General features: G+C 62.7%; 18 protein-coding genes and 1 pseudogene. 8 read left to right on the top strand and 11 right to left on the bottom strand.

The genetic code is table 11. The features are described 5' to 3' along the window. Window positions 1-73 precede the first annotated feature (73 nt). The 4 genes from rbfA to rimP all read right to left on the bottom strand — a co-directional run bounded on the left by rbfA (window position 74) and on the right by rimP (window position 5,633). Window positions 74-439, bottom strand: a complete 366-nt coding sequence (rbfA, locus tag ACOSV0_RS07275; protein WP_115782616.1) for a 30S ribosome-binding factor RbfA — start codon at window positions 437-439, stop codon at window positions 74-76. 208 nt (window positions 440-647) lie between these two features. Further along, a complete protein-coding gene (infB, locus tag ACOSV0_RS07270) occupies window positions 648-3,608 on the bottom strand; it encodes a translation initiation factor IF-2 (protein WP_434109624.1) in 2,961 nt (986 codons plus the stop codon). Between the two features lie 94 nt (window positions 3,609-3,702). Continuing rightward, window positions 3,703-5,178, bottom strand: coding sequence for a transcription termination factor NusA (gene nusA, locus ACOSV0_RS07265; RefSeq protein WP_115782614.1), 1,476 nt, complete (start codon window positions 5,176-5,178; stop codon window positions 3,703-3,705). Beyond that, the gene (gene rimP / locus ACOSV0_RS07260) at window positions 5,175-5,633 is read right to left on the bottom strand and encodes a ribosome maturation factor RimP (RefSeq protein ID WP_434110194.1); all 459 of its coding nucleotides are present in this window, start codon (window positions 5,631-5,633) and stop codon (window positions 5,175-5,177) included. Before rimP ends, nusA begins: the two co-directional genes overlap by 4 nt. A 185-nt stretch (window positions 5,634-5,818) precedes the next feature. On the opposite strand from rimP, the gene ACOSV0_RS07255 reads away from it, so the two are divergent. Further along, window positions 5,819-6,052 carry a hypothetical protein gene (locus tag ACOSV0_RS07255; protein WP_434109623.1) on the top strand — a complete coding sequence of 78 codons (234 nt, stop codon included), beginning with the start codon at window positions 5,819-5,821 and terminating at the stop codon, window positions 6,050-6,052. 101 nt (window positions 6,053-6,153) lie between these two features. Here the strand turns inward: ACOSV0_RS07255 and rluB are convergent, their stop codons facing one another. The 4 genes from rluB to ACOSV0_RS07235 form a co-directional block, all read right to left on the bottom strand. Beyond that, entirely contained in the window at window positions 6,154-8,037 is a 1,884-nt protein-coding gene (gene rluB / locus ACOSV0_RS07250) for a 23S rRNA pseudouridine(2605) synthase RluB (protein ID WP_434109622.1), read from the bottom strand. Window positions 8,038-8,101: 64 nt separating this feature from the next. Further along, a complete protein-coding gene (scpB, locus tag ACOSV0_RS07245) occupies window positions 8,102-9,106 on the bottom strand; it encodes an SMC-Scp complex subunit ScpB (RefSeq protein ID WP_434109621.1) in 1,005 nt (334 codons plus the stop codon). 361 nt (window positions 9,107-9,467) lie between these two features. Beyond that, window positions 9,468-10,694 carry a pyridoxal phosphate-dependent aminotransferase gene (locus tag ACOSV0_RS07240; RefSeq protein WP_434109620.1) on the bottom strand — a complete coding sequence of 409 codons (1,227 nt, stop codon included), beginning with the start codon at window positions 10,692-10,694 and terminating at the stop codon, window positions 9,468-9,470. A 227-nt stretch (window positions 10,695-10,921) separates the two neighbouring features. Beyond that, complete coding sequence (locus ACOSV0_RS07235; protein ID WP_434109619.1) at window positions 10,922-11,824, bottom strand: LysR substrate-binding domain-containing protein; 903 nt, start codon at window positions 11,822-11,824, stop codon at window positions 10,922-10,924. A gap of 409 nt (window positions 11,825-12,233) precedes the next feature. Between ACOSV0_RS07235 and ACOSV0_RS07230 the strand changes: the two are divergent. Continuing rightward, window positions 12,234-12,629: pseudogene (locus ACOSV0_RS07230) on the top strand (transposase); the annotation flags it as partial. 297 nt (window positions 12,630-12,926) lie between these two features. Next, the gene (locus ACOSV0_RS07225) at window positions 12,927-13,181 is read left to right on the top strand and encodes a hypothetical protein (protein ID WP_434109618.1); all 255 of its coding nucleotides are present in this window, start codon (window positions 12,927-12,929) and stop codon (window positions 13,179-13,181) included. A gap of 457 nt (window positions 13,182-13,638) precedes the next feature. Here the strand turns inward: ACOSV0_RS07225 and ACOSV0_RS07220 are convergent, their stop codons facing one another. Beyond that, entirely contained in the window at window positions 13,639-13,962 is a 324-nt protein-coding gene (locus ACOSV0_RS07220; protein WP_434109617.1) for a hypothetical protein, read from the bottom strand. Between the two features lie 266 nt (window positions 13,963-14,228). Between ACOSV0_RS07220 and ACOSV0_RS07215 the strand changes: the two genes are divergently transcribed. The 3 genes from ACOSV0_RS07215 to ACOSV0_RS07205 all read left to right on the top strand — a co-directional run bounded on the left by ACOSV0_RS07215 (window position 14,229) and on the right by ACOSV0_RS07205 (window position 15,913). Then, complete coding sequence (locus ACOSV0_RS07215) at window positions 14,229-14,948, top strand: YdcF family protein (RefSeq protein WP_434109616.1); 720 nt, start codon at window positions 14,229-14,231, stop codon at window positions 14,946-14,948. A 247-nt stretch (window positions 14,949-15,195) separates the two neighbouring features. After that, a complete protein-coding gene (locus tag ACOSV0_RS07210) occupies window positions 15,196-15,444 on the top strand; it encodes a hypothetical protein (RefSeq protein WP_434109615.1) in 249 nt (82 codons plus the stop codon). Window positions 15,445-15,655: 211 nt separating this feature from the next. Next, window positions 15,656-15,913 carry a hypothetical protein gene (locus tag ACOSV0_RS07205; protein ID WP_007182306.1) on the top strand — a complete coding sequence of 86 codons (258 nt, stop codon included), beginning with the start codon at window positions 15,656-15,658 and terminating at the stop codon, window positions 15,911-15,913. A gap of 105 nt (window positions 15,914-16,018) precedes the next feature. Here the strand turns inward: ACOSV0_RS07205 and ACOSV0_RS07200 are convergent, their stop codons facing one another. Then, window positions 16,019-16,309, bottom strand: coding sequence for a putative quinol monooxygenase (locus tag ACOSV0_RS07200; protein WP_325046488.1), 291 nt, complete (start codon window positions 16,307-16,309; stop codon window positions 16,019-16,021). 575 nt (window positions 16,310-16,884) lie between these two features. Between ACOSV0_RS07200 and ACOSV0_RS07195 the strand changes: the two genes are divergently transcribed. Continuing rightward, entirely contained in the window at window positions 16,885-18,180 is a 1,296-nt protein-coding gene (locus ACOSV0_RS07195; RefSeq protein WP_434109614.1) for a sensor domain-containing phosphodiesterase, read from the top strand. A gap of 117 nt (window positions 18,181-18,297) precedes the next feature. On the opposite strand, the gene arfB is transcribed toward ACOSV0_RS07195, so the two are convergent. Next, the gene (gene arfB, locus ACOSV0_RS07190) at window positions 18,298-18,702 is read right to left on the bottom strand and encodes an alternative ribosome rescue aminoacyl-tRNA hydrolase ArfB (RefSeq protein ID WP_074284531.1); all 405 of its coding nucleotides are present in this window, start codon (window positions 18,700-18,702) and stop codon (window positions 18,298-18,300) included. A 151-nt stretch (window positions 18,703-18,853) separates the two neighbouring features. Between arfB and ACOSV0_RS07185 the strand changes: the two genes are divergently transcribed. Beyond that, window positions 18,854-19,495 (top strand): VC0807 family protein, encoded by a 642-nt coding sequence (locus ACOSV0_RS07185; RefSeq protein WP_434109613.1) that lies wholly within the window; start codon window positions 18,854-18,856, stop codon window positions 19,493-19,495. The last annotated feature ends 76 nt before the right edge of the window (window positions 19,496-19,571 follow it).

Below are 19,571 nucleotides of genomic sequence, written 5' to 3'. Positions count from 1 at the left end.
TGAACTGCAGCTCAGGCATTGCAACTGAAACAGTGCAGCCCGGAGCGCGGATAACAACGTTCAACCCGCGCGCTCAGTCTTCTTTCGCGCGATTGGCGTTCGCCTCGTCGATCAGGCGGGACATTTCGACGGCCCGTTCGATCGTCTGATCATAGTGAAAATGCAGCGTCGGCACGGTATGAATGTGCAAGCGCTTGAACAGCTGATTGTGCAGATGGCCGGCCGCGTGCGTGAGCGCTTCGAGCGTCTGTTGCGGGTCGCCGGTCAGCGTCGTGAAGTAGACCTTCGCGTGCGCGTAGTCGGGCGTCAGCTCGACGCTTTGAATCGTGACGAGGCCGATGCGCGGATCTTTGACCTCGCGCAGCAACTCGGACAGATCGCGCTGGATCTGATCGGCGATCTGCACGTTGCGATTGGGAGAAGAACGTTTTTTAGGCATGGTAATGGTGTGATCCGTTCTGACGGATGCAAAAAAGTTGTTCGCGCGGGCGGGCGGTGGCGGTTCATACCTCTACGGCAATGAGCGGCTTGATAGCGACTGCCAACCGCCGCGGCGCGCACTACGCGACGAAAATGCTAGGCCCAAAAACCAACGGGCGGAGCGGGCGTTTAAGCCCGCTCCGCCCGTTGAGCCAATGCCGCGTGAATTACAGCGTCCGCGCGACTTCGGTAACCTCGAAGACTTCGAACTGATCGCCTTCGACGATATCGTTGAAGTTCTTGATCGACATACCGCACTCGAAGCCCTGACGGACTTCCTTGACGTCGTCCTTGAAGCGCTTGAGCGAATCGAGCTCGCCCGTGAAGATGACGACGTTGTTGCGCAGCACGCGCACCGACGACGAGCGCTTGACGAAACCGTCCGTGACCATACAACCGGCCACTGCACCGATCTTCGGTACCTTGAAGACCTGGCGCACTTCGACGGTACCCGTCACGATTTCGCGCTTCTCCGGTGCCAGCATGCCCGACATCGCAGCCTTCACTTCATCTACTGCGTCATAGATGATGTTGTAGTAGCGAATATCGACGCCGTTGGTTTCCGCCAGCTTGCGCGCCTGTGCATCCGCACGGGTGTTGAAGCCGATGATGACCGCCTTCGACGCCGTAGCCAGGTTGACGTCCGACTCGCTGATGCCGCCCACGGCGCCGTGCACGATCTGCACACGCACTTCGTCGGTCGACAGTTTGAGCAGCGACTGCACCAAAGCTTCCTGCGAACCCTGCACGTCGGCCTTGACGATAAGCGGCATGTACGCCACTTCGCCTTCGCCCATCTGCTCCAGCATGTTCTCGAGCTTCGCGGCCTGTTGCTTGGCCAGCTTGACGTCGCGGAACTTGCCTTGGCGGAACAGCGCAACTTCGCGCGCCTTGCGGTCGTCCGGCATGACGATGACTTCTTCGCCTGCTTGCGGCACTTCCGACAGACCTTGAATCTCAACCGGGATCGACGGGCCTGCCGACTTGGTCGGCTTGCCGGTTTCGTCGAGCATGGCTCGCACGCGACCGTAAGCGCTACCTGCCAGCACCACGTCGCCGCGGTTCAGCGTACCCGACTGGACCAGGATCGTTGCGACCGGACCCTTACCCTTATCGAGCTTCGCTTCAATAACGAGACCCTTGGCCGGCGCTTCGACCGGTGCCTTCAGTTCCAGCACTTCGGCTTGCAGCAGCACGTTTTCCAGCAGTTCGTCGATACCCGCGCCGGTTTTCGCCGACACCGACACGAACGGCGAATCGCCACCGTATTCTTCCGGCACGACGCCTTCCGCGACGAGTTCCTGCTTCACGCGGTCCGGATTCGCATCCGGCTTGTCGATCTTGTTGATCGCGACGACGAGCGGCACGCCGCCTGCCTTTGCGTGGGCAATCGCTTCCTTCGTTTGCGGCATCACGCCGTCGTCGGCTGCGACCACCAGAATCACGATGTCGGTTGCCTTCGCACCGCGAGCACGCATGGCCGTAAATGCTTCGTGGCCCGGCGTATCGAGGAACGTGATGACGCCGCGCGGCGTTTCGACGTGATAAGCGCCGATGTGCTGCGTAATCCCGCCCGCTTCACCCGCTGCAACCTTGGCGCGGCGGATGTAGTCGAGCAGCGAGGTCTTGCCGTGGTCGACGTGACCCATGACCGTAACGACCGGCGGACGCGGCAGTGCTTCTGCGTCCGTGATTTCGCCTTCGACCAGCATGGCTTCCGGATCGTCCAGCTTGGCCGCAACCGCGTGGTGGCCCAGTTCCTCGACGATGATCATCGCCGTTTCCTGGTCCAGCATCTGGTTGATCGTGACCATCTGGCCGAGCTTCATCATCGACTTGATGACTTCCGAGGCCTTCACCGCCATCTTGTGCGCCAGATCGGCAACCGTGATGGTTTCCGGCACGTGCACTTCACGCACGATCGGTTCGGTCGGTGCCTGGAACGTGGTGTTCTGATCCTGATGCTTGCCGCGACCCTTCGGGCCGCCGCGCCAGCCGCGATCCACACCGCCGCTCGTATCGCCACGCGTCTTGATACCGCGGCGCTTCGCTGCGTCGTCCTGCCAGCCGCCCTTGCCACCGCCCGGCTTCTTCTTGTCGCCAGCCGACGGCGTGGTCGTTGCAGCCGGAGCCGCGGCCGCCGGCTTCTTGACTGCCGGACGCGCCGGCACTTCACCCGCCGGACGTGCCGGCTTGTGCAGCGTACCCTTGGCTTCCACGGCCTTGGCCGGCTCAGCGGGCTTCGGTGCCGGTTCCGGCGCCTTGACCTGCGCCTTGCGCGGCGTGTTCATCATTTCGCGAATCGCACGTGCTTCGGCTTCTGCCTTTGCACGGCGCTTGCTGACTTCTTCCTGCTCGGCGCGCGTTTTCTCGGCGGCCTGACGCGCTGCGTCTTCCGCTTTCTTCGCTGCTTCGCGTTGTGCCGCGCGTTCTGCCGCAGCACGCTCGTCGTCCTGCTCGCTTTCTTTGGCAACCGCCGGTTCCGCAGCCTTGGCCGCCACCGGTTCAGCCTTCGCCGCCTTGGCAGCCTGCACCGGCTGTGCAGCTTGAGCCTGTTCGCGAGCCGCCGCTTCGGCCGCAGCCGCCGCGCGCTTCTTCGCCGCTTCTTCTTCCGCACGGCGGCGCTCGGCTTCAGCAGCCTGCTCACGCGCCTGACGTTCGGCTTCTTCGCGCTCGAGCTGCTCCTGACGCGCCTTCAACTCCTGAGCCTGCTTTTCGAGCAGCTCGGCTTCGTGACGAGCTTCCTCTTCACGGCGTTGGAGTTCGAGATCGTCGACGTCGGCCTCGGCCACATGATTCGATGCATCGCCGCCTTCAGCGGCAGATTCGTCGCGGCGGACGAAAGTGCGCTTCTTGCGCACCTCGACCTGAATGGTGCGAGCTTTGCCCGTCGCGTCGGATTGCTTGATCTCCGACGTATGCCGTTTCGTCAGCGTGATCTTGCGCTTGTCCGCATCAGTCGAGCCGTGAGACTTGCGCAAGTGGTCGAGCAGACGCGCCTTGTCCGTTTCGGACAAGCTGTCGTCTTCGCTCGCTTTAGTGACGCCTGCTGCCTGAAGCTGCTCAAGGAGCACGCCTGCAGGCATTTTCAGTTCCGCGGCAAATTGGGCTACGTTGTTACTCGCCATTCATTCCTCTTAATGCAAGGACCGATTCCTTGCGGTTAGCATCTTGTCATGCGGCCTAACGGCCGCGTTCAATTTAGTGCGCCATGGTCATTTCTCACTGGAACCAATGTTCACGTGCTTTCATGATCAACGCCTTAGCGGCATCCTCTTCCATTCCGGTCATCTCGACCAGTTCATCCACAGCCAGCTCGGCGAGCTCGTCGCGCGTCTGGATCTGATGTTCGGCAAGCTTGGCGAGCAGGTCGGCGTCCATGCCGTCCAGGCTCTTCAGGTCGAGTGCAACATTCTCGACCTTTTCTTCATTCGCGATCGCCAACGTCAGCAACGCATCGCGCGAGCGATTACGCAGTTCGTGAACGGTGTCTTCGTCGAATGCTTCGATCTCGAGCATCTCGTTGAGCGGCACATAAGCGATCTCTTCGAGGCTCGTAAAGCCTTCGTCGATCAGGATGTCGGCGACTTCTTCGTCGACATCGAGACGCGCCATGAACAGGTCGCGCAGTACACCGCGTTCCTGATTCTGCTTTTGCGCAGATTCGTCCGGCGTCATGATGTTGATCTGCCAGCCGGTGAGTTCGCTGGCAAGACGCACGTTCTGGCCGCTGCGGCCGATCGCGACCGCCAGTTCGTTTTCGTCTACGACGACGTCCATCGAATGCTTTTCTTCATCGACGACGATCGACTGGACGGCTGCCGGCGCGAGCGCGCCGATCACAAACTGTGCGGGATCTTCCGACCATAGCACGATGTCGACGTTTTCGCCACCGAGCTCGTTGCGCACGGCCTGTACGCGCGAACCGCGGATACCGACGCAGGTGCCGATCGGATCGATGCGCTTGTCATAAGCGACCACGCCGATCTTGGCGCGCACGCCCGGATCGCGAGCCGCCGCCTTGATTTCCAGCAGGCCCTGTTCGATTTCCGGCACTTCCATTTCGAACAGCTTCATCAGGAATTCGGGCGCCGTACGCGACAGTTCGATCTGCGGACCGCGAGCGGTGCGATCGACCTTGGCGATATAAGCGCGCACGCGATCGCCCACGCGCAGGTTTTCCTTCGGAATCAGCTGATCGCGGCGCAGCAGCGCTTCGACACGGCCGGTTTCGACGATGAAGTTGCCCTTATCCAGGCGCTTCACCGAGCCGGTCATGATGTGCTCACCGCGCTCGAGGAAATCGTTCAGGATCTGCTCGCGTTCCGCGTCGCGCACCTTCTGCAGAATCACCTGCTTGGCAGCCTGCGCGCCGATACGGCCGAATTCGATCGACGGCACCGGTTCTTCGATGTATTCGTCGAGCTGGATTTCCGGCTTCTGTTCACGTGCTTCGAACAGCAGGATTTCCTGATCCGGCTCTTGCAGACCGGCCTCGTCCGGCACCACCTTCCAGCGGCGAAACGTTTCGTGCTCGCCGCTTTCACGGTCGATCTGGACGCGGATATCCGCATCTTCTTCGAAGAGTTTCTTGGAGGCCGAAGCGAGGGCCGCCTCGAGCGCGGCAAATACCACGTCTTTATCGACGTTCTTCTCGCGTGCCAGCGCATCCACCAGCATCAACACTTCGCGACTCATTGTTTGCGGCTCCTAAAGTCAACTTTCGGAACGAGGCGTGCCTTATCGATATCCGCGACGGTGAAATCGAGCATCGCGGCGCCTTCCTTCCCTTCAAATTCCAGACCGATCGTCTCGCCTTGCGGAGCATGCAGGATGCCCCGGTACGATTTCCGTCCGTCCAATGGCTTTTTCAATGTGATTACCGCTTCGCTGCCTGCGAAGCGTTCAAAATCCGCCAGTTTTTTCAGCGGGCGGTCGAGCCCCGGCGACGACACTTCAAGCCGCTCGTATTCGATATTTTCGACCGTCAGAACGTGCTGGAGCTGACGCGTGACTTTCTCGCAATCTTCGATCGCAATGCCGGCCGGCTGGTCGATATAAATGCACAACATGCCGCGCCCGGTGCGCTCGAGATCGACGAGCTCGTAGCCGAGTCCCACGACCGTGGTTTCAATCAGTTCCGTCAGTTGCACAGTGCCCTCTAAGATGTTCGCGCGGCGAGACCTGCCGGGTTTGTCTGCAAACACCAATGCGGGCCGCGCGCCAAGCTGGCGCACGTTCGTGCTACCCGAGATGCCGAACCACTAGAACTGAGCGGCAAAAAAAAATGGGCTAAACGCCCATCATCTTATTACCGGTGGTCGCACCTGAGCCGCACATGAAAAGCCGCACGCCCAGCGACTCCGCGATTGTAGCCATTTTTCGGGACAAACGCAAACCGCAAACCGCCGCGCAAAGCGCATTTCAGCTTGATTTCATGGGAATCTTTCAACGATATGGCGGCGCTCCGGGCCTTTTGCAAGGCGCCCTGCAGCGCCTCGCCCCCACGCCGGACAAGCGGGGCCAGGAAAATCTGCCCCCACTTATGCGCACGCCGCGGTTTTATGCGTAATTTGAAACGCGCGGCGCTCGTCGATCGATTCCGACGGTAATAAGGCGTCAATCGCTAAAGAACGATCAGCGGCCAACCGTCATGCTTATGCCGATGGTTGTTTAACGGCCACGCGAGCGACCGCGCGGCGCGCCGCCGCCACGATTCGCGCCGCCCGGGTTGGCGTTGCCGCCGCCGGCGCGGTTGGCGTTACCACCGCGATTGCCGCCCGGCCCGCGGCTACCGCCGCCCGGATTGCCACCAGCACCACCCGCGCGCTTACCGCCGCCAGCCGCACGATTACCATTGCCCGACGGCGCCCGATTGCCATCGACATCACCACGGCCGCCACGCGGGCCGCCCGTGCCACCACCGCCGCTCATCGGGCCGCCAAAGCCACCCGCGCTACGGCCGGCGCCGCGGTTACCGTAGCCGCCAGCGCCGCCAAAACCACCGCCCGCGCCACCACCGAAGCCGCCACCCGCCGCGCCGCGGCGGCCTTGACCGCGCGGCGACTGCTGGTCGAAGCGGCCATGCGACATCAATACCGGCTCACGGCTAATGAAGCCCATCGACGTTTGCATCGGATCCGGCTGCTTGCGCTCCGGCGCCTCTCTGCGACCACCCTTTTCTTCCGACGGCGCCTTCAGGCCGACCGACGCCATCAGCGCGCGCACCTGGTTATCTTCGAGTTCTTCCCAGCGTCCGCGCTTCAGCCCCTTCGGCAGCGAGATCGGGCCATGACGCGTGCGAATCAGACGGCTGACCATCAGGCCGGCTGCTTCGAACATACGGCGCACTTCGCGATTCCGCCCTTCGGCGAGCGCGACGTGATACCAATGATTGGTGCCCTCGCCGCCGCCATCACGGATGCGCAGGAAATTCGCCGGGCCGTCTTCCAGTTCGACGCCGTGCAACAGCTTCTGACGCATGCCTTCGGCCAGCTCACCGACCACGCGCACCGCATATTCACGCTCGACGCTGTAACGCGGATGCATGAAACGGTTGGCCAGATCGCCCGAGGTGGTCAGCATCAGCAGACCTTCGGTGTTGAAGTCGAGGCGGCCGACCGCGAGCCACTTGGCGGTCTTCATGGGCGGCAGCTTGTCGAACACCGACGGGCGGCCTTCCGGATCGGCGTGGCTGACGATTTCGCCGGTCGGTTTGTGATACAGCAGCACGCGCGGCGGCTTGCTGGCCAGCTTGCGCTTGACCGGCTTGCCGTTGATGCGGACCTGGTCGGTCGGCATGATGCGCTGGCCGATATGCGCCGGCTCGCCATTCACCGACACCCGGCCGGCGACGATCAGCTCTTCCATGTCGCGGCGCGAACCCATGCCTGCCTCGGCCAGCACTTTATGCAGCTTCGGCGCGTCGTCGTCCGCGGCCAGGACGCGCTTGGGCGCGGCCGGCTTGCCACGGCGCAGCATCGGGGCGCGCACGCCGCCGGTGGCGCTGTTGTCCGCATCGAATGCGGGCGACGTCACGTATGAGAACAGATCATCCGGGCTCGACTCGATTGCGGCCGCGGCCAGCGCTTCGCCACCGCGGCGATTCTGACGTTGACCGCCTTCGCGCGGCTGACGCTCACGCGGGCCGCCTTCGCGTTGCCCTTCACGGGACGCACCTTCACGTTGACCACCCTCGCGCTTCGCGCCGCCGGCATTGCGGCGCGGACCTTGGCCCTTGGCGCCTGCATCCTTGCGCGGCATCCGCACCTGCGCGACCACCTCGCCGTCCGGCGGGGCTTCGGTGACAACCGGCGCTCCTTGCGCGGGCGCGCCTTCGGCGCCCTTCGTCTTCGCTCCGGCGCGGCGCCGCGCAATCAGGCTGCGCGGTCCGCGACGCAGACCGCGGCGCGGACGGTCTTCGCCGTCTGCTTCCGCGGCCTGGGCCGGGCGCTCGCCTTCGCCTGCCGACGCTTGCGTGGTGCGCGCTTCGTCGGCGCGCGCCGACGGCACGGCGCGCTCGGATTCGGACGAATCGGTGTCGTGGGTATGTGTCAAAACAACCTCAAAATGTCAGGTCGCGCGTGCCCATTGCGGGCACGGCAAAAATAGTTCGGTTACGTCAGGCGCTGCGCGACTCGGGTTCGTCGTCGGTCAGAATGCCATCGTCCTGCGCGGCATCGCGACGATCCTCAGGATCGCTGTGCGCCGCGGTGGTCGGGTTCGGCTCGGCGGCATGCTCCGTATCGCGGAGCACGCCCGAGTCGTGCGCGGGTGTTGCAGGATCGGCCAGGGAGGCCGGATCGTGATTCAGTGCGGGCTCGGCGGCGCCGGCCTGCGGTTCAACGCTTGTCACTTCTTCGGCATCTTCTTGCCCAGCCGGGGCTGCAGCAGCATCCGGATGCGACTCAGGTGCCGGCGCCACATCCGCAGCGCGGTGCCCTGCCTCGTCCGTCTCGCCGGCAAGCTCATTCGCTTCAACGGCTGCCTCGCCCGCAGTGGAATCCGCCAGCGTTTCGGGCACGCCGTCTTCGCCCGAAGTCAGTGCCTGTGCTGCCTCGGCCTCTGAAAACTCGATCGCATGCTGACCGAGCAGATCCGCGTTCAGCTGCGCCGACGGATCGGCCAGCGGCGGCAATTCGTCGAGCGCCTTCAGACCGAGGTCGTCGAGAAATTGCCGGGTGGTCGCGTAAAGCGCCGGACGGCCTGGCACATCACGATGACCGATCACCTCGATCCAGCCGCGATCCTCCAGTTGCTTGACGACCTGCGTGTTCACCGTAACGCCGCGAATCTCTTCGATATCGCCACGCGTGACCGGCTGCCTGTACGCAATGATCGCGAGCGTCTCGAGTACCGCGCGCGAATATTTCGGCGGCTTCTCAGGATGCAAACGATCCAGGTACGAACGCATCGCGGGCTTGCTTTGAAATCGCCAGCCCGAAGCCAGCCCGACCAGCTCCACACCGCGCCCAGACCAATCCTGCTTGAGGTCTTCGAGCAAATTCCGAACAGTGTCTGCCGACACGCCGTCGGCAAAGAGCTTGCGTAAGTCGCCGAGCTTTAACGGCTCCTGCGCGCAGATCAAGGCAGTCTCGAGGACGATCTTCGCCTCTTGGGTATTCATGCAGCTAGGTCAGACCCTGTGGTCAAAGAACCGGATCAAACAGACGATGTGGAACTGAAGACGCGCTCGCCCGATTCTGATCGGTCATATTGATGGGAGCACGCACCGGGGGGAGGCGAAACAGGCAATCGAGCCAAACCCAGCCGGACGGAGCAGCGATATTCCTGAAAGGAATCGCGTGACTGAGCGCCATATTACGCAAAAACAACCAGTGCGTAAAGACGAAATCCCCGGCGCATTTTTTAGTTACGCCTCAACTCGCCCGTTTAAAAGGGAAAGCTGGCGAAAATGAACAGGAATCGGACCGGAACGGACCCGAAATCGATCCATAAACCGGGCGACCTGCCCATTCCGCCACGGCTCAACGCGCGCCGTGTTGCGCCAGAAATCGCTTCAGTCGCTCGACACCCGCGTCGAGCCGCGCCGTGTCGCAGGCATAACACCAGCGCACGAAGCCCTCGCCTTCCTGGCCGAACGCGCTGCCGGGCGCCACGCCCAGGCCGACGTCCCGCACCATCGCCTTGCATAGCTCGAGGCTGCGCGACGCGCCCGGCATCGAGAAAAACAGGTACATCGCCCCTGCCGGCGCCTTCACGTCGACTCCCGGCACTGCGGACAGCGCTTGCACCAGATGGTCGCGCGACGCCTTCAGGTCGAGCACCAGCGCCTGCGTAAAACGCTCGCCCTGCTGGACGGCGGCGATGCCCGCCTGCTGGACGAAAGCCGGCGCGCACGACGTGTTGTATTCGACCAGCTTGCCCAGATCGTCCATCAACGAGGCCGGTGCGACGATCCAGCCGAGCCGCCAGCCGGTCATCAGCCATGCTTTGGAAAACGAATTCACGCAGATCACGCGCTCGTCGCGCGTGGCCAGGTCGAGAAACGACGGCGCCGTGCGCGAATGCGCGCCTCTCGCGCCGGCATCGGCATCGTCTGCATAATAAAGACGCTCGTAGACTTCATCGGCAACGATCCAGATGCCGTGGCGACGGCAATGCGCCAGCACCGCGCGCTGCTCGTCGCGGCTCATCACCCAACCGGTCGGATTATTCGGCGAATTGATCAGCAGCATCTTCGTGTCCGGCGTCAGCGCGGCCAGCAACTGCTCGAGATCGAGCTGCCATCCGCGTTCGCCGTAGCCCAACGCAACCGTTTCCACCTGCGCGCCCAGAATCTTGGGAATCTCGACCAGATTCGGCCACAGCGGCGTGACCGCGACAACGCGGTCACCGGCGCCCACCACCAGTTGCGCGGCCAGCATCAGCGCGTTGACACCCGCGCTCGTCACCGCGATGTGATCGGGCGACGTCGCCCCGTGCAACTCGCCGACGTAGCCCGCGAGCGCCGCGCGCAGCGGCGCAATGCCGAGGTTATGCGTATAGAAGGTGGCGCCGGCGGCCAGGGCGGCGCTGGCGGCGTCGCGGATGAAGGCCGGGGTCACCCGGTCGGACTCGCCGAACCAGAACGGCAGCACGTCGGCGACGCCGAAACCGGCATTCGCAACTTCACGGATCTGCGAAGGACGTAGCGCGCGCACGGCATCGCGTGCATTGGGGATGAAGGGCACAGGGCGATCCGATTCGCTCATCGAGGCTTCCATATGGGTGACGGGTAAAAGCTGGCGCTTGAAAGAGCCGCCAGTTTAGCGCGGCGCCTCTTTCGGGGACGGCGAAGTCACTGACTCGCGAGGCACGCCCGGAAAGCCGGCCGCACCAGCGAGCCGATTAACGGACGAAGCCCGAGGCAAGGACCGCTTTATCCATCGCAACGGACCCGATCTCACCGGGCCAACGGCGCATGTCTGAGTGAGAGTCATCAGTTCAAATCCTCCGCCCGCGCCGGCAATTGACGAATCAGACCCCATACCGCCTCCGCCGCCGGCGACAGCGAACGGTCGCGCCGCCGCACCAGTTCGACCGTGCGCTCGGCGCGCGGCACGAGCGGCCGCGCCACCAGCGAGGCGCCGGCCGGCAGCGGCAACGCCAGCCAGGGCAGCACGCTCACGCCCACGCCCGCTTCGACCAGCCCAAAAACGGTCGCGGAATGCCCCAATTCCTGCACCACGGTGGCGTTCACCCCATGCTCCTGCATCACGGCGTCGATAATCGGTCGGCTGCCTGACGCGTAATCGAGCATGACGAGCTGCTGGCCGTCGAGATCCGTCCATGCGACCTGCCTCTGCGCCGCCAGCGGGTGGTCGTCGCGGGAAACGACACAGAACGAATCCGTCATCAGCGATTCGCTGAGCAGGTCGTCAGCAGAAAACGGGCCGATGATCACGCCGAAATCGACTTCGCCCGACTTCACCTTGCGCACCACGTCGCTTTGCACGTCGTCGCGCAACCCCAAGGTGATATAGGGGAACTGGCGTCCGCACGCCGCCACCACGCCGGGCATCAACCGGCAGGCGACGGTCGGGCTCGCGGCCACCACCACGCGTCCGCGGCGCTGCTCGCCGATTTCGCGGATCTCGCGCAACGCGTCGTCCAGATCCGTCAGCAGACGTGACACGCTCGATACCAGATTGCCGCCGACATCCGTGAGTTGCACCTCGCGCGTGGTGCGATCGATCAATTTCAGACCGATTTCCCCTTCCAGCTCGCGGACGCAGCGGCTAACCGCCGATTGAGTCAAACCGATCTCATCGCCGGCCCGGCTGAAGCTCTGCAAACGGGCCACCTCAATGAAAACCCTTAGCTGGCGCAGCGTCACATTCATTTACCAACCTCATCAATAACCCAATTTGATGCATATTGTAGAGCGAAATAACGCACCACAACCGCATTTAATGCTATCGCTGCAATGCAGCAATAAGGCGCAAACGCACGCTGGCCGGGCCTGATTGCACAAGATTGGTGATTGTCCCGATTTGCGAGATGGGTTTTTTGGATTCTTATACGCCCCTAGCTAGCGCCCGCGCTGGCCCGCTGTCACAGGGCTTTCAGGTAGTCGGACTCAACTTGGCACACTTCCTGCATTTACATGCACACAGGGTCGGCGCCATGACTTCTGACTGAATAGCAGACCGTGGCAAGCCCGACCCCCCTTGGCACTCGCCTATCGAGTGCATGGAGAGTGCGCGGCGCGGGGCAGCGCACCGGAGTTAGCTTCGCTGAGGTGAAACATGATGCTGTTCGACGATTTGAGAGACAACGAGTGGGCGCTGGTCGAGGCGTTGTTCTGTGCGGAGCCAGCACGGAGTGAACGGCGCGGTCGGCCACGCGTGGAAGCACGCGCGGTTGTCAACGCCGTGCTTTGGGTGCTGTCAACGGGTGAAGGCTGGTCCAAGCTGCCGGGCCGCTATCCGTCGCCGCCGACTTGCCGCCGTCGCTTCGACGAATGGCAAGCCGATGGTACGCTCGCCGAAATAGTTAAGCGACTCGGCACGAGCGGCCGTGAAATTTCGTTGCGCGGCCGGATTGGCGCAACGGCGGCGAAACCGCCGGCACCGCCGAGCCGCGACCGCTTGCGTGGCGCATTCTGGACCAATCCGGAATCGTGGCGCGCTCCGGTCAAGATGGCCTGACGCGAATTGTTTTGCCTCCGGGCGCCTGCGGGCGCCCGGCGTGTATCTGGGCCGCCGTGCGCCGTGTATCGACGCCCGCGCCACCTGCATGGGCACCGCTCCTCGGCGCGCCCACCGCAGTTGTCCCTCCCCGTTTTGCCGACTCCCTACCCAGCCGCTCCAGCTATCTGAAGCGGCTGGATGGTTGCATGTGAAACATCCATTTACCATTACTTACAGCGTGCTTTCGCTACTCGGCATACCTTGTGTGTATGCAAACAGGCCTTGAGTCGATCGGCTTGACGGGAGCTCAGCATGAAACCAATGTCACTGCTTCTGTGCGGCATTGTCGTTTCATCAATGGCCGCACCGGCGCTCGCACAGCAGCGCCCACAAGGTTGGAACTGGCGGCCGGACCACACGGCCAGCGTGGAAGCCTTGCAGCAAAACGGAGCACGCAGCCGCGACTTCACGCCGCCCGCGCCCCGTGGCGACTTGCGCGGCGATATCGCAAGCAATGTACGTCCGCGGCCGGAACCGCCGCGCGAAGATATTCCACGCCGCCGCTAGATGCGCACCGGCGCGCCAGCGGTTAGTTGAGCGCGGGTTAAATCATATGTGTCGGGAGCGTCGCCGTTATTCGACGTTATTCGCCGTCTGTTATCCGCTCGTTATCAGTTTGTTTCCGCGTCAGGCGGTAACGGTGCGGGACAGCGAGTGCGGGACAACGCGCTGCATGGCGAATTGACGATCGGGGGAACCACCCGGCGGCACGCCAGTCTGATTTAACGCCATTAGCACAGCGTGGCAGTAGTAATTCCGGTATGCCCGTATCCTCGCGATACGGGCTTTTTTTTGCATCGACGGGATGGGCGGCGCGCACGGTACCCAGGCGCGCCAACGAGACAATAAGCGGGACAAACGGGGAGAAAGCGGGAGCCGCGAACAGAGCGGGAGGCGGAGCGATAAAACCACCACCAGCCGCGTAAAGCGGCCGGAAAAAACAGCGCCACGCTGCCCGCCGCCCCTAAGATCGGGCTTCGAGAGCGGCTGTGGGCCGCGTTTCAGGTGTCGCGACGACGTAGTCGTTCATTCGCTGTGCGGGCCAGTTCAACAGGCGTTCGTCGTGCTCGAGCCTTGCAAACTCGGCTCTGCCCCGCTCGGTGAGCACGGCGATGTCGACAGGCGCATGAAAGCCGGGAGCCGGTGCGACCGTGCGCTGCCGAACGGTGTCCATCAGGCCGAGCGCACGAAGATATTGGAATACACCCGGCCGTCTGGCCCATGGGACCTGGCGATATTGCGCCCGCCGCAGCGCTTCAAGTACCGCTTCGTTGGAATACGTGGTCATCTCACTTCTTTCTTAAAGTGCAGCTATGACACATCTATGCCCAACACGTCACCGCGCCACCAGTGACGCGCATGGCACCCGCCCTTGGCTGGAAGCTCGCTGCATGACATGCATGTCGATTCCGCCAGGTGCTGCCTGGTCTCGTTTTCGGAACCCCCGTCTGAACGGCATGTTAGCGTTCTGTCTACGGGCCGACGATGCAACCGCTGCGGCGCGATAGCAAGCCCATAGATTTGTCCCGAAAGTCATACGTTACCGCATTTAAATTGATTCTATTCACTTTATTAGCGCTTTTTTTTGCAGCAATCGTGCTATGGAAGCGGGCCCGCTGGCCCCTGGCCATCGGCACGATCGCCCTGTTCTGGCTGCTCGCCGCCGGCTGGCTCACTGCGCCATTACTGGAATTTGCACAGCCGCATCGGCAGACCGATACGCCCGTCAGCTTCGCGTCACGCACCGCGATCATCATGCTCGGTGGAGGCACCATCTACGATGACGACGACGTGCTCGTGCCACCGCGTGACGTGCTCGCGCGCATAGCGGTCAGCGCGGAAAACTATGCGGCCTGCAAGCGTACGGCAGCAACATGTCAGGTGATCGTGAGCGGTGGCAACCCGCAGCGGCATAGCGCAACCGAAGCGGACACCTATCTGCCCTACCTGTTGCGCAAACAGGTGCCGCGTGTGGACATCGTGCTGGAAAACAGCAGCCGCACGACTTACGAAAACGCCCGCAACGTATCGGCTATTCTCGACCGGTCACGTTACGATTCCCTGGTACTCGTCACCTCCGCGTATCAGATGCCGCGCGCATTGCTCGACTTCCATCGTTTCGGCCTTGCACCGCAGCCGTTGATCTCGAGCGCGCGGCACGCATCTCTCGGTGTACTGCCACGCTATGACAATCTGGTGAACGCGGAGATTGCGCTGCACGAGCTGATTGGAATCGCACAGTTTCATGTCTATCGTGCAATCGGATGGTTCTGAATTTCAGACAGCGTGACGAGACAATTTATTTAGAGATGCGAATATTTTCTTTGTACCGGCACCGTTTCATCGAGCCTGATGCGGGATCGTTATTCACGACGACTGTGGATCGAACGTAACAAGATGTAACTAATTGTCAATGCCGTTACAAAACGTCCGCTGGAGCGGATATTGCTGGCTAGAATGCATTGTCTTTCCGATTGGACAGGCAATTACTCGGATCCACAACCACTCTGCGGAGGTAACAATGAAGAAAGTGTCCCTGGCGATCCTGGTTTCCCTCAGTGCCGTAACGGGCGCGGCCTATGCGCAGGACAACGGCGTCATGATGAGCACCGATCCGGCCAAGGCCGCCGACGTCGAGCAACGCGCGCAAGATTTGCAAAACCGCCAGCAAGCAATGGAAAGCGCGCCGGCCATGTCGGAGAAACATCACAAGATGGCTCCGCATCACCATCATAAGAAGGCCCCCAAGGCCGACGCCGCCAGTTCGTAAGCGCAGTCGACAGTTGCAGTTGACAACATCACCCACGGCCTCGCCGCGAAGGTGAAAAGCCGAAGCCGGCACCGCCGGTTTCGGCTTTTTTGCTATCTGATGAACTTGCTGCAGGCCCGCTGCGCCCGGCCGACGTTATGCTAAAGTCGCGCACCGACCGGCGCTCGCCGGAATCCCCCTAACCTGTGCGCACCTTGGTGCGGAGGACAGCATGAGCAACATTCAGCTAGATATCGAATGGACGGAAGCAGCATCTCGCAAAATCGAAAAACTGATGCCGCGCGGCGGTCAGGAAGCGTTCCTCGCGCTGCCGCCCGTCGAGTGCCTGCCGATGGAAGGCGACGTGCTGTTTCTTGGCCCGGACGGCAAGCAGCAACCGTTCATCGTCGCGGAACGCCAGTATCACCATGATGGCGATGCCGACTGGACCATCATCCTGATCCTCGACGTCCCGCAAGCCACGCACTAAAGATAAACGGCGAGCGCCGCACGGGCCGGATCCGGCCTGACCGCTCGCTCGCCGTTGTTCGGCCCATGAATTTCGCCTGGCCCTTGAAATTCGCCGTTTAAACGCTTACGCGATCTTCGACACCACGCGAATTTCTGCGTGTTCGACCCAATCCGCCACGGCTTTCTTATAAGCCGCAATGTGCGCGGACCTGGCGTGCGCCGCCAGCGCTTCCTGGCTTTCCCAACGCTCGACAAACACGAACCGGCGCGGCTCCTGCACGTCACGATGCAGATCGTATTGAAGCGCACCCTGCTCTTTACGTGTCGGCCCGACGATGCCTTCGAGCGCTTCGCGCAGTTGCTCCTCATAGCCCGGTTTTGCCACCGAGATTGCGACCACCGCGATTTCCGTCATGCCTGCCCTCCGTTGATTCACGAAAAGCAGCAGCATACCCGCCGTCCGCCAAACCTGCAGGCGCTCACGCACACCGGCCGGGCTTCCACGGCGAGGGCTGGATTACCCTGACGCATGGCCTCCCGCAGATGCGAAACGTCTGAGCACCGTCCTCGCCTGGAGTTTGGCGGGCGACCACTCACGGCCCTGCTACCCTCGGCTTCATACACGCGATCGATTGCGTTTGAAACCGTGTTTGAAACGATCGACTTCGCGCAAGGCAAACGAACGCGAAACTTCCGCGAGACGCCCGCCACGCCGGGGTCGACTACCACGTCAAGGCCGGTTTGCCGGGCATCCGCCACGTTCCGCATTTGTGATAACCCGCACATTCATGCAAAGTGCAAACTGCTAGACTGCTTTTGAATAATCCCGCCGGAGTCCCGCATGGCTGGCATTGCTCTCCGCGTTCCCGGGCTGTGCCCGCCTGACCCCGCCGGCGCCTGGGCTGTGCATCCGTTGCGCGCTGAATCTGTTCACGCGCCCTGTCACCCGCTTGCCGCGATGTCGCCATGCCCGCTCTCATGCCTGCCCTTATGCCAACCGTCAGCGAATTGACCCTGAGCGGCCTGCTCCCGCATCTGGTCCGGGAGGAGTCCGGCTGGACCGCGACATGGCGCGCGCTGACCCTGCACAGCGTGTTCCAGCCGGTGCTATCCGTCACGCATCAGTGTGTGGTCGGCTATGAGGGCTTGCTGCGCGCATACGATCCGGTCGGCTTGCCGGTGTCACCGGACGTGTTGTTCTCCGGCACGCGCTCGGCCGCCGAAGCACGCGAACTCGATCGCATCGCGCGTTGCCTGCATGTGGCAAATTTCATGGAACAAGGCATCAGCACCGGGTGGCTGTTTCTGAACACGCGCCCGCAGGTGTTCGAAACCGGCTGGCCGCAGCGCACCTTCATCGACGAGCTCTCGGCGCACTTTGGCCTGCCGCAGGAGCGAATCGTCATTGAAGTACTCGAACAACCCGCCGACGACGAATCCGCCGTCGCCAGCATGCTCGCGGCGTCGCAGCCACGCGACTTCCTGATTGCGATCGACGACTTCGGCACCGGTTTTTCGAACTTCGACCGTGTGTGGCGTTTTCGCCCCGACATCGTGAAACTCGACCGCTCCCTGGTCGCCCGGGCGGGCAAGCGCGAAGGCGACGATTCGATGATCAACCACCTGATCGCGATGCTCCACCAGTCCGGTACGCTGGTGCTGGCCGAAGGCGTCGAAACCGACGAAGAACTGATGATTCTGATGCAGGCAGACGTCGATTTCGTGCAGGGTTTCTGGCTCGGCCAGCCGAAGAGTTCGGTGCAGGCCGCCTGTGCCCGGGTGCCGGCGCTGATCGAGTCGATGTGGACCAAATTCGCCGCCTATGAACGTGAGCGTGCCGGCCATCAGCGGCTGGGCTTCGGAGGATTCGCCGAAGCCGTGCTCGCCGCCGCCGAAACCTTCAAAATCACCGGCGATCTTCGGCAGGCAGCGCAAAAGATGTGGCATCTGCCCGAAGCGCGCCGGGTGTTTATCACTGATGGCCAGGGCGAACAGACCCAAGCGTCGGTCATGGCCGCCTCCGTGCCGCCCCCTCCGCTGCGGCTCGCGCCGCTCTACACCGAAACGCGCAGCAACTGGTCGCGGCGCGCGTATTTCAAGCATGCGCTCGCCGCGCCGGGGCGTGTCGCCATGATGGGGCCGCATTATTCGCTCGCCGACGGCCAGGACTGCTATACCGCGGCAATCGCATTCGACCGTGACGGCACACATGTGCTTTGCGTCGACTTTGTCCCGACGACGTCGCCGGCCGCTCCCCGTTCTGGTGAACGCGGGGGCAAACGCTGAGCCTGAGCGGGTCCTGCGGCCTGCGTGTTGCGGCGGCGAGGGACGCTTGGCGTGTATCTGCGGCACCGCTGAAGGCCTCTTGATGGCACCCCAAGGTTTGGCGCCTCGGCACCCGCTTTAATCCTCCACTCTCCCGCGGCCAGATTTGATTTCACTGCGCTTGGCCTTGCTGTCGAGGCGACGCCGATTCGAGGCGCGGGTCGGCCGGGTGGCGACGCGCGGCTTGCGCGTCACGCTGACACTTTCGATCAGCTCATCGAGCCGCGCCAGCGCCGCCGCGCGGTTCATCTCCTGAGTGCGATGCTCCTGCGCCTTGATGATCACCACCCCGTCGCGCGTGAGCCGATGATCGGACAGCGCGAGCAGGCGCATCTTCAGCACCTCCGGCAACGACGAAGCGTGCACGTCGAAACGCAGATGGATGGCACTCGAGACCTTATTGACGTTCTGACCGCCCGCTCCTTGCGCGCGCACTGCGGTCAATTCGATTTCGTTCGGCGGGATCGGATAGCGGGATGTCATGACTGGATTGGGCTAGGAGACGCAAGTGTACACAGGGCACAGCCGATTACGGCCTACGGGCTATCGGGCGCGATCGCCGATGCGAAAAACCATTTGCTTCGACACCACCGGTTCACCGATACTGCCGTTTTCGCTTACAGCGTAAATTCATATGAAACTCCGTCCGGGTTTTGTGCTGGAACTGGCCGTCAACTTCCTGCTGCCGTGGCTTGCTTATCGCCTCGCGCTGCCGCATCTGGGCGAAACCGGCGCGCTGATCGCCTCCGCCGTGCCGCCGATCGTCTGGAGCCTGATCGAACTGATACGCTTTCGACGCATCGACGCGCTTAGCGTGATGGTCGTGGCGGGCATCGTGCTGTCGGTCGCGGCGATGGCGCTGGGCGGCAGCCCTCGCATGTTGCTGTTGCGAGAGTCGCTGGTGTCCGGCGCGGTGGGCGTGGTGTTTCTGCTCTCGTTGCCGATGCGCCGCCCGCTTATTTTCTATCTCGCGCGCGCCACTGTCGCCCGAGAAATGGAAGGCGGGGCCGCGCGCTTCGAAGCGCTATGGCGCGAACGGCCGGCCCTTGTCAGCGCAATGCGGCTCATGACGCTGATATGGGGCGTCGGTCTGACCGGTGAAACGGCGCTGCGCGCGTGGATGGCGCTCACCTGGCCGATCGAGCGCTTTCTGGTGGTCTCGCCGTTCATCGGCTATGGCATTTACGGTGCCCTGGCGCTGTGGACGCTCTGGTACCGCAAGACCATGCGCAGCCGGGTCGAGGCACATGTGCAGCCGGGTGGAATCGCTAGCTGAGCACGGCTTGGGTACTCTGGTGCGCTCGCCCAGGTGATTTGCGCGAATTACCTGGGTCGCTTGTCCTTGCCTGTCC

This window comes from Paraburkholderia caffeinilytica, from assembly GCF_051027425.1.
GTDB classification, from domain to species: Bacteria; Pseudomonadota; Gammaproteobacteria; order Burkholderiales; family Burkholderiaceae; genus Paraburkholderia; species Paraburkholderia caffeinilytica_A.
This window is presented reverse-complemented; position numbering and strand designations above follow the sequence as displayed.

What these genes read in the sequence shown, in the direction of transcription:
- ACOSV0_RS07210 (WP_434109615.1), top strand. Translation starts at nt 15,196, where the DNA reads ATGAAGAAAGTGTCCCTGGCGATCCTGGTTTCCCTCAGTGCCGTAACG.
- ACOSV0_RS07185 (WP_434109613.1), top strand. Translation starts at nt 18,854, where the DNA reads ATGAAACTCCGTCCGGGTTTTGTGCTGGAACTGGCCGTCAACTTCCTG.
- rbfA (WP_115782616.1), bottom strand. Translation starts at nt 439, where the DNA reads ATGCCTAAAAAACGTTCTTCTCCCAATCGCAACGTGCAGATCGCCGAT.
- nusA (WP_115782614.1), bottom strand. Translation starts at nt 5,178, where the DNA reads ATGAGTCGCGAAGTGTTGATGCTGGTGGATGCGCTGGCACGCGAGAAG.
- ACOSV0_RS07235 (WP_434109619.1), bottom strand. Translation starts at nt 11,824, where the DNA reads ATGAATGTGACGCTGCGCCAGCTAAGGGTTTTCATTGAGGTGGCCCGT.
- ACOSV0_RS07255 (WP_434109623.1), top strand. Translation starts at nt 5,819, where the DNA reads ATGAAAAGCCGCACGCCCAGCGACTCCGCGATTGTAGCCATTTTTCGG.
- ACOSV0_RS07240 (WP_434109620.1), bottom strand. Translation starts at nt 10,694, where the DNA reads ATGAGCGAATCGGATCGCCCTGTGCCCTTCATCCCCAATGCACGCGAT.
- scpB (WP_434109621.1), bottom strand. Translation starts at nt 9,106, where the DNA reads ATGAATACCCAAGAGGCGAAGATCGTCCTCGAGACTGCCTTGATCTGC.
- ACOSV0_RS07225 (WP_434109618.1), top strand. Translation starts at nt 12,927, where the DNA reads ATGAAACCAATGTCACTGCTTCTGTGCGGCATTGTCGTTTCATCAATG.
- ACOSV0_RS07195 (WP_434109614.1), top strand. Translation starts at nt 16,885, where the DNA reads ATGCCAACCGTCAGCGAATTGACCCTGAGCGGCCTGCTCCCGCATCTG.
- infB (WP_434109624.1), bottom strand. Translation starts at nt 3,608, where the DNA reads ATGGCGAGTAACAACGTAGCCCAATTTGCCGCGGAACTGAAAATGCCT.
- ACOSV0_RS07220 (WP_434109617.1), bottom strand. Translation starts at nt 13,962, where the DNA reads ATGACCACGTATTCCAACGAAGCGGTACTTGAAGCGCTGCGGCGGGCG.
- ACOSV0_RS07205 (WP_007182306.1), top strand. Translation starts at nt 15,656, where the DNA reads ATGAGCAACATTCAGCTAGATATCGAATGGACGGAAGCAGCATCTCGC.
- arfB (WP_074284531.1), bottom strand. Translation starts at nt 18,702, where the DNA reads ATGACATCCCGCTATCCGATCCCGCCGAACGAAATCGAATTGACCGCA.
- ACOSV0_RS07200 (WP_325046488.1), bottom strand. Translation starts at nt 16,309, where the DNA reads ATGACGGAAATCGCGGTGGTCGCAATCTCGGTGGCAAAACCGGGCTAT.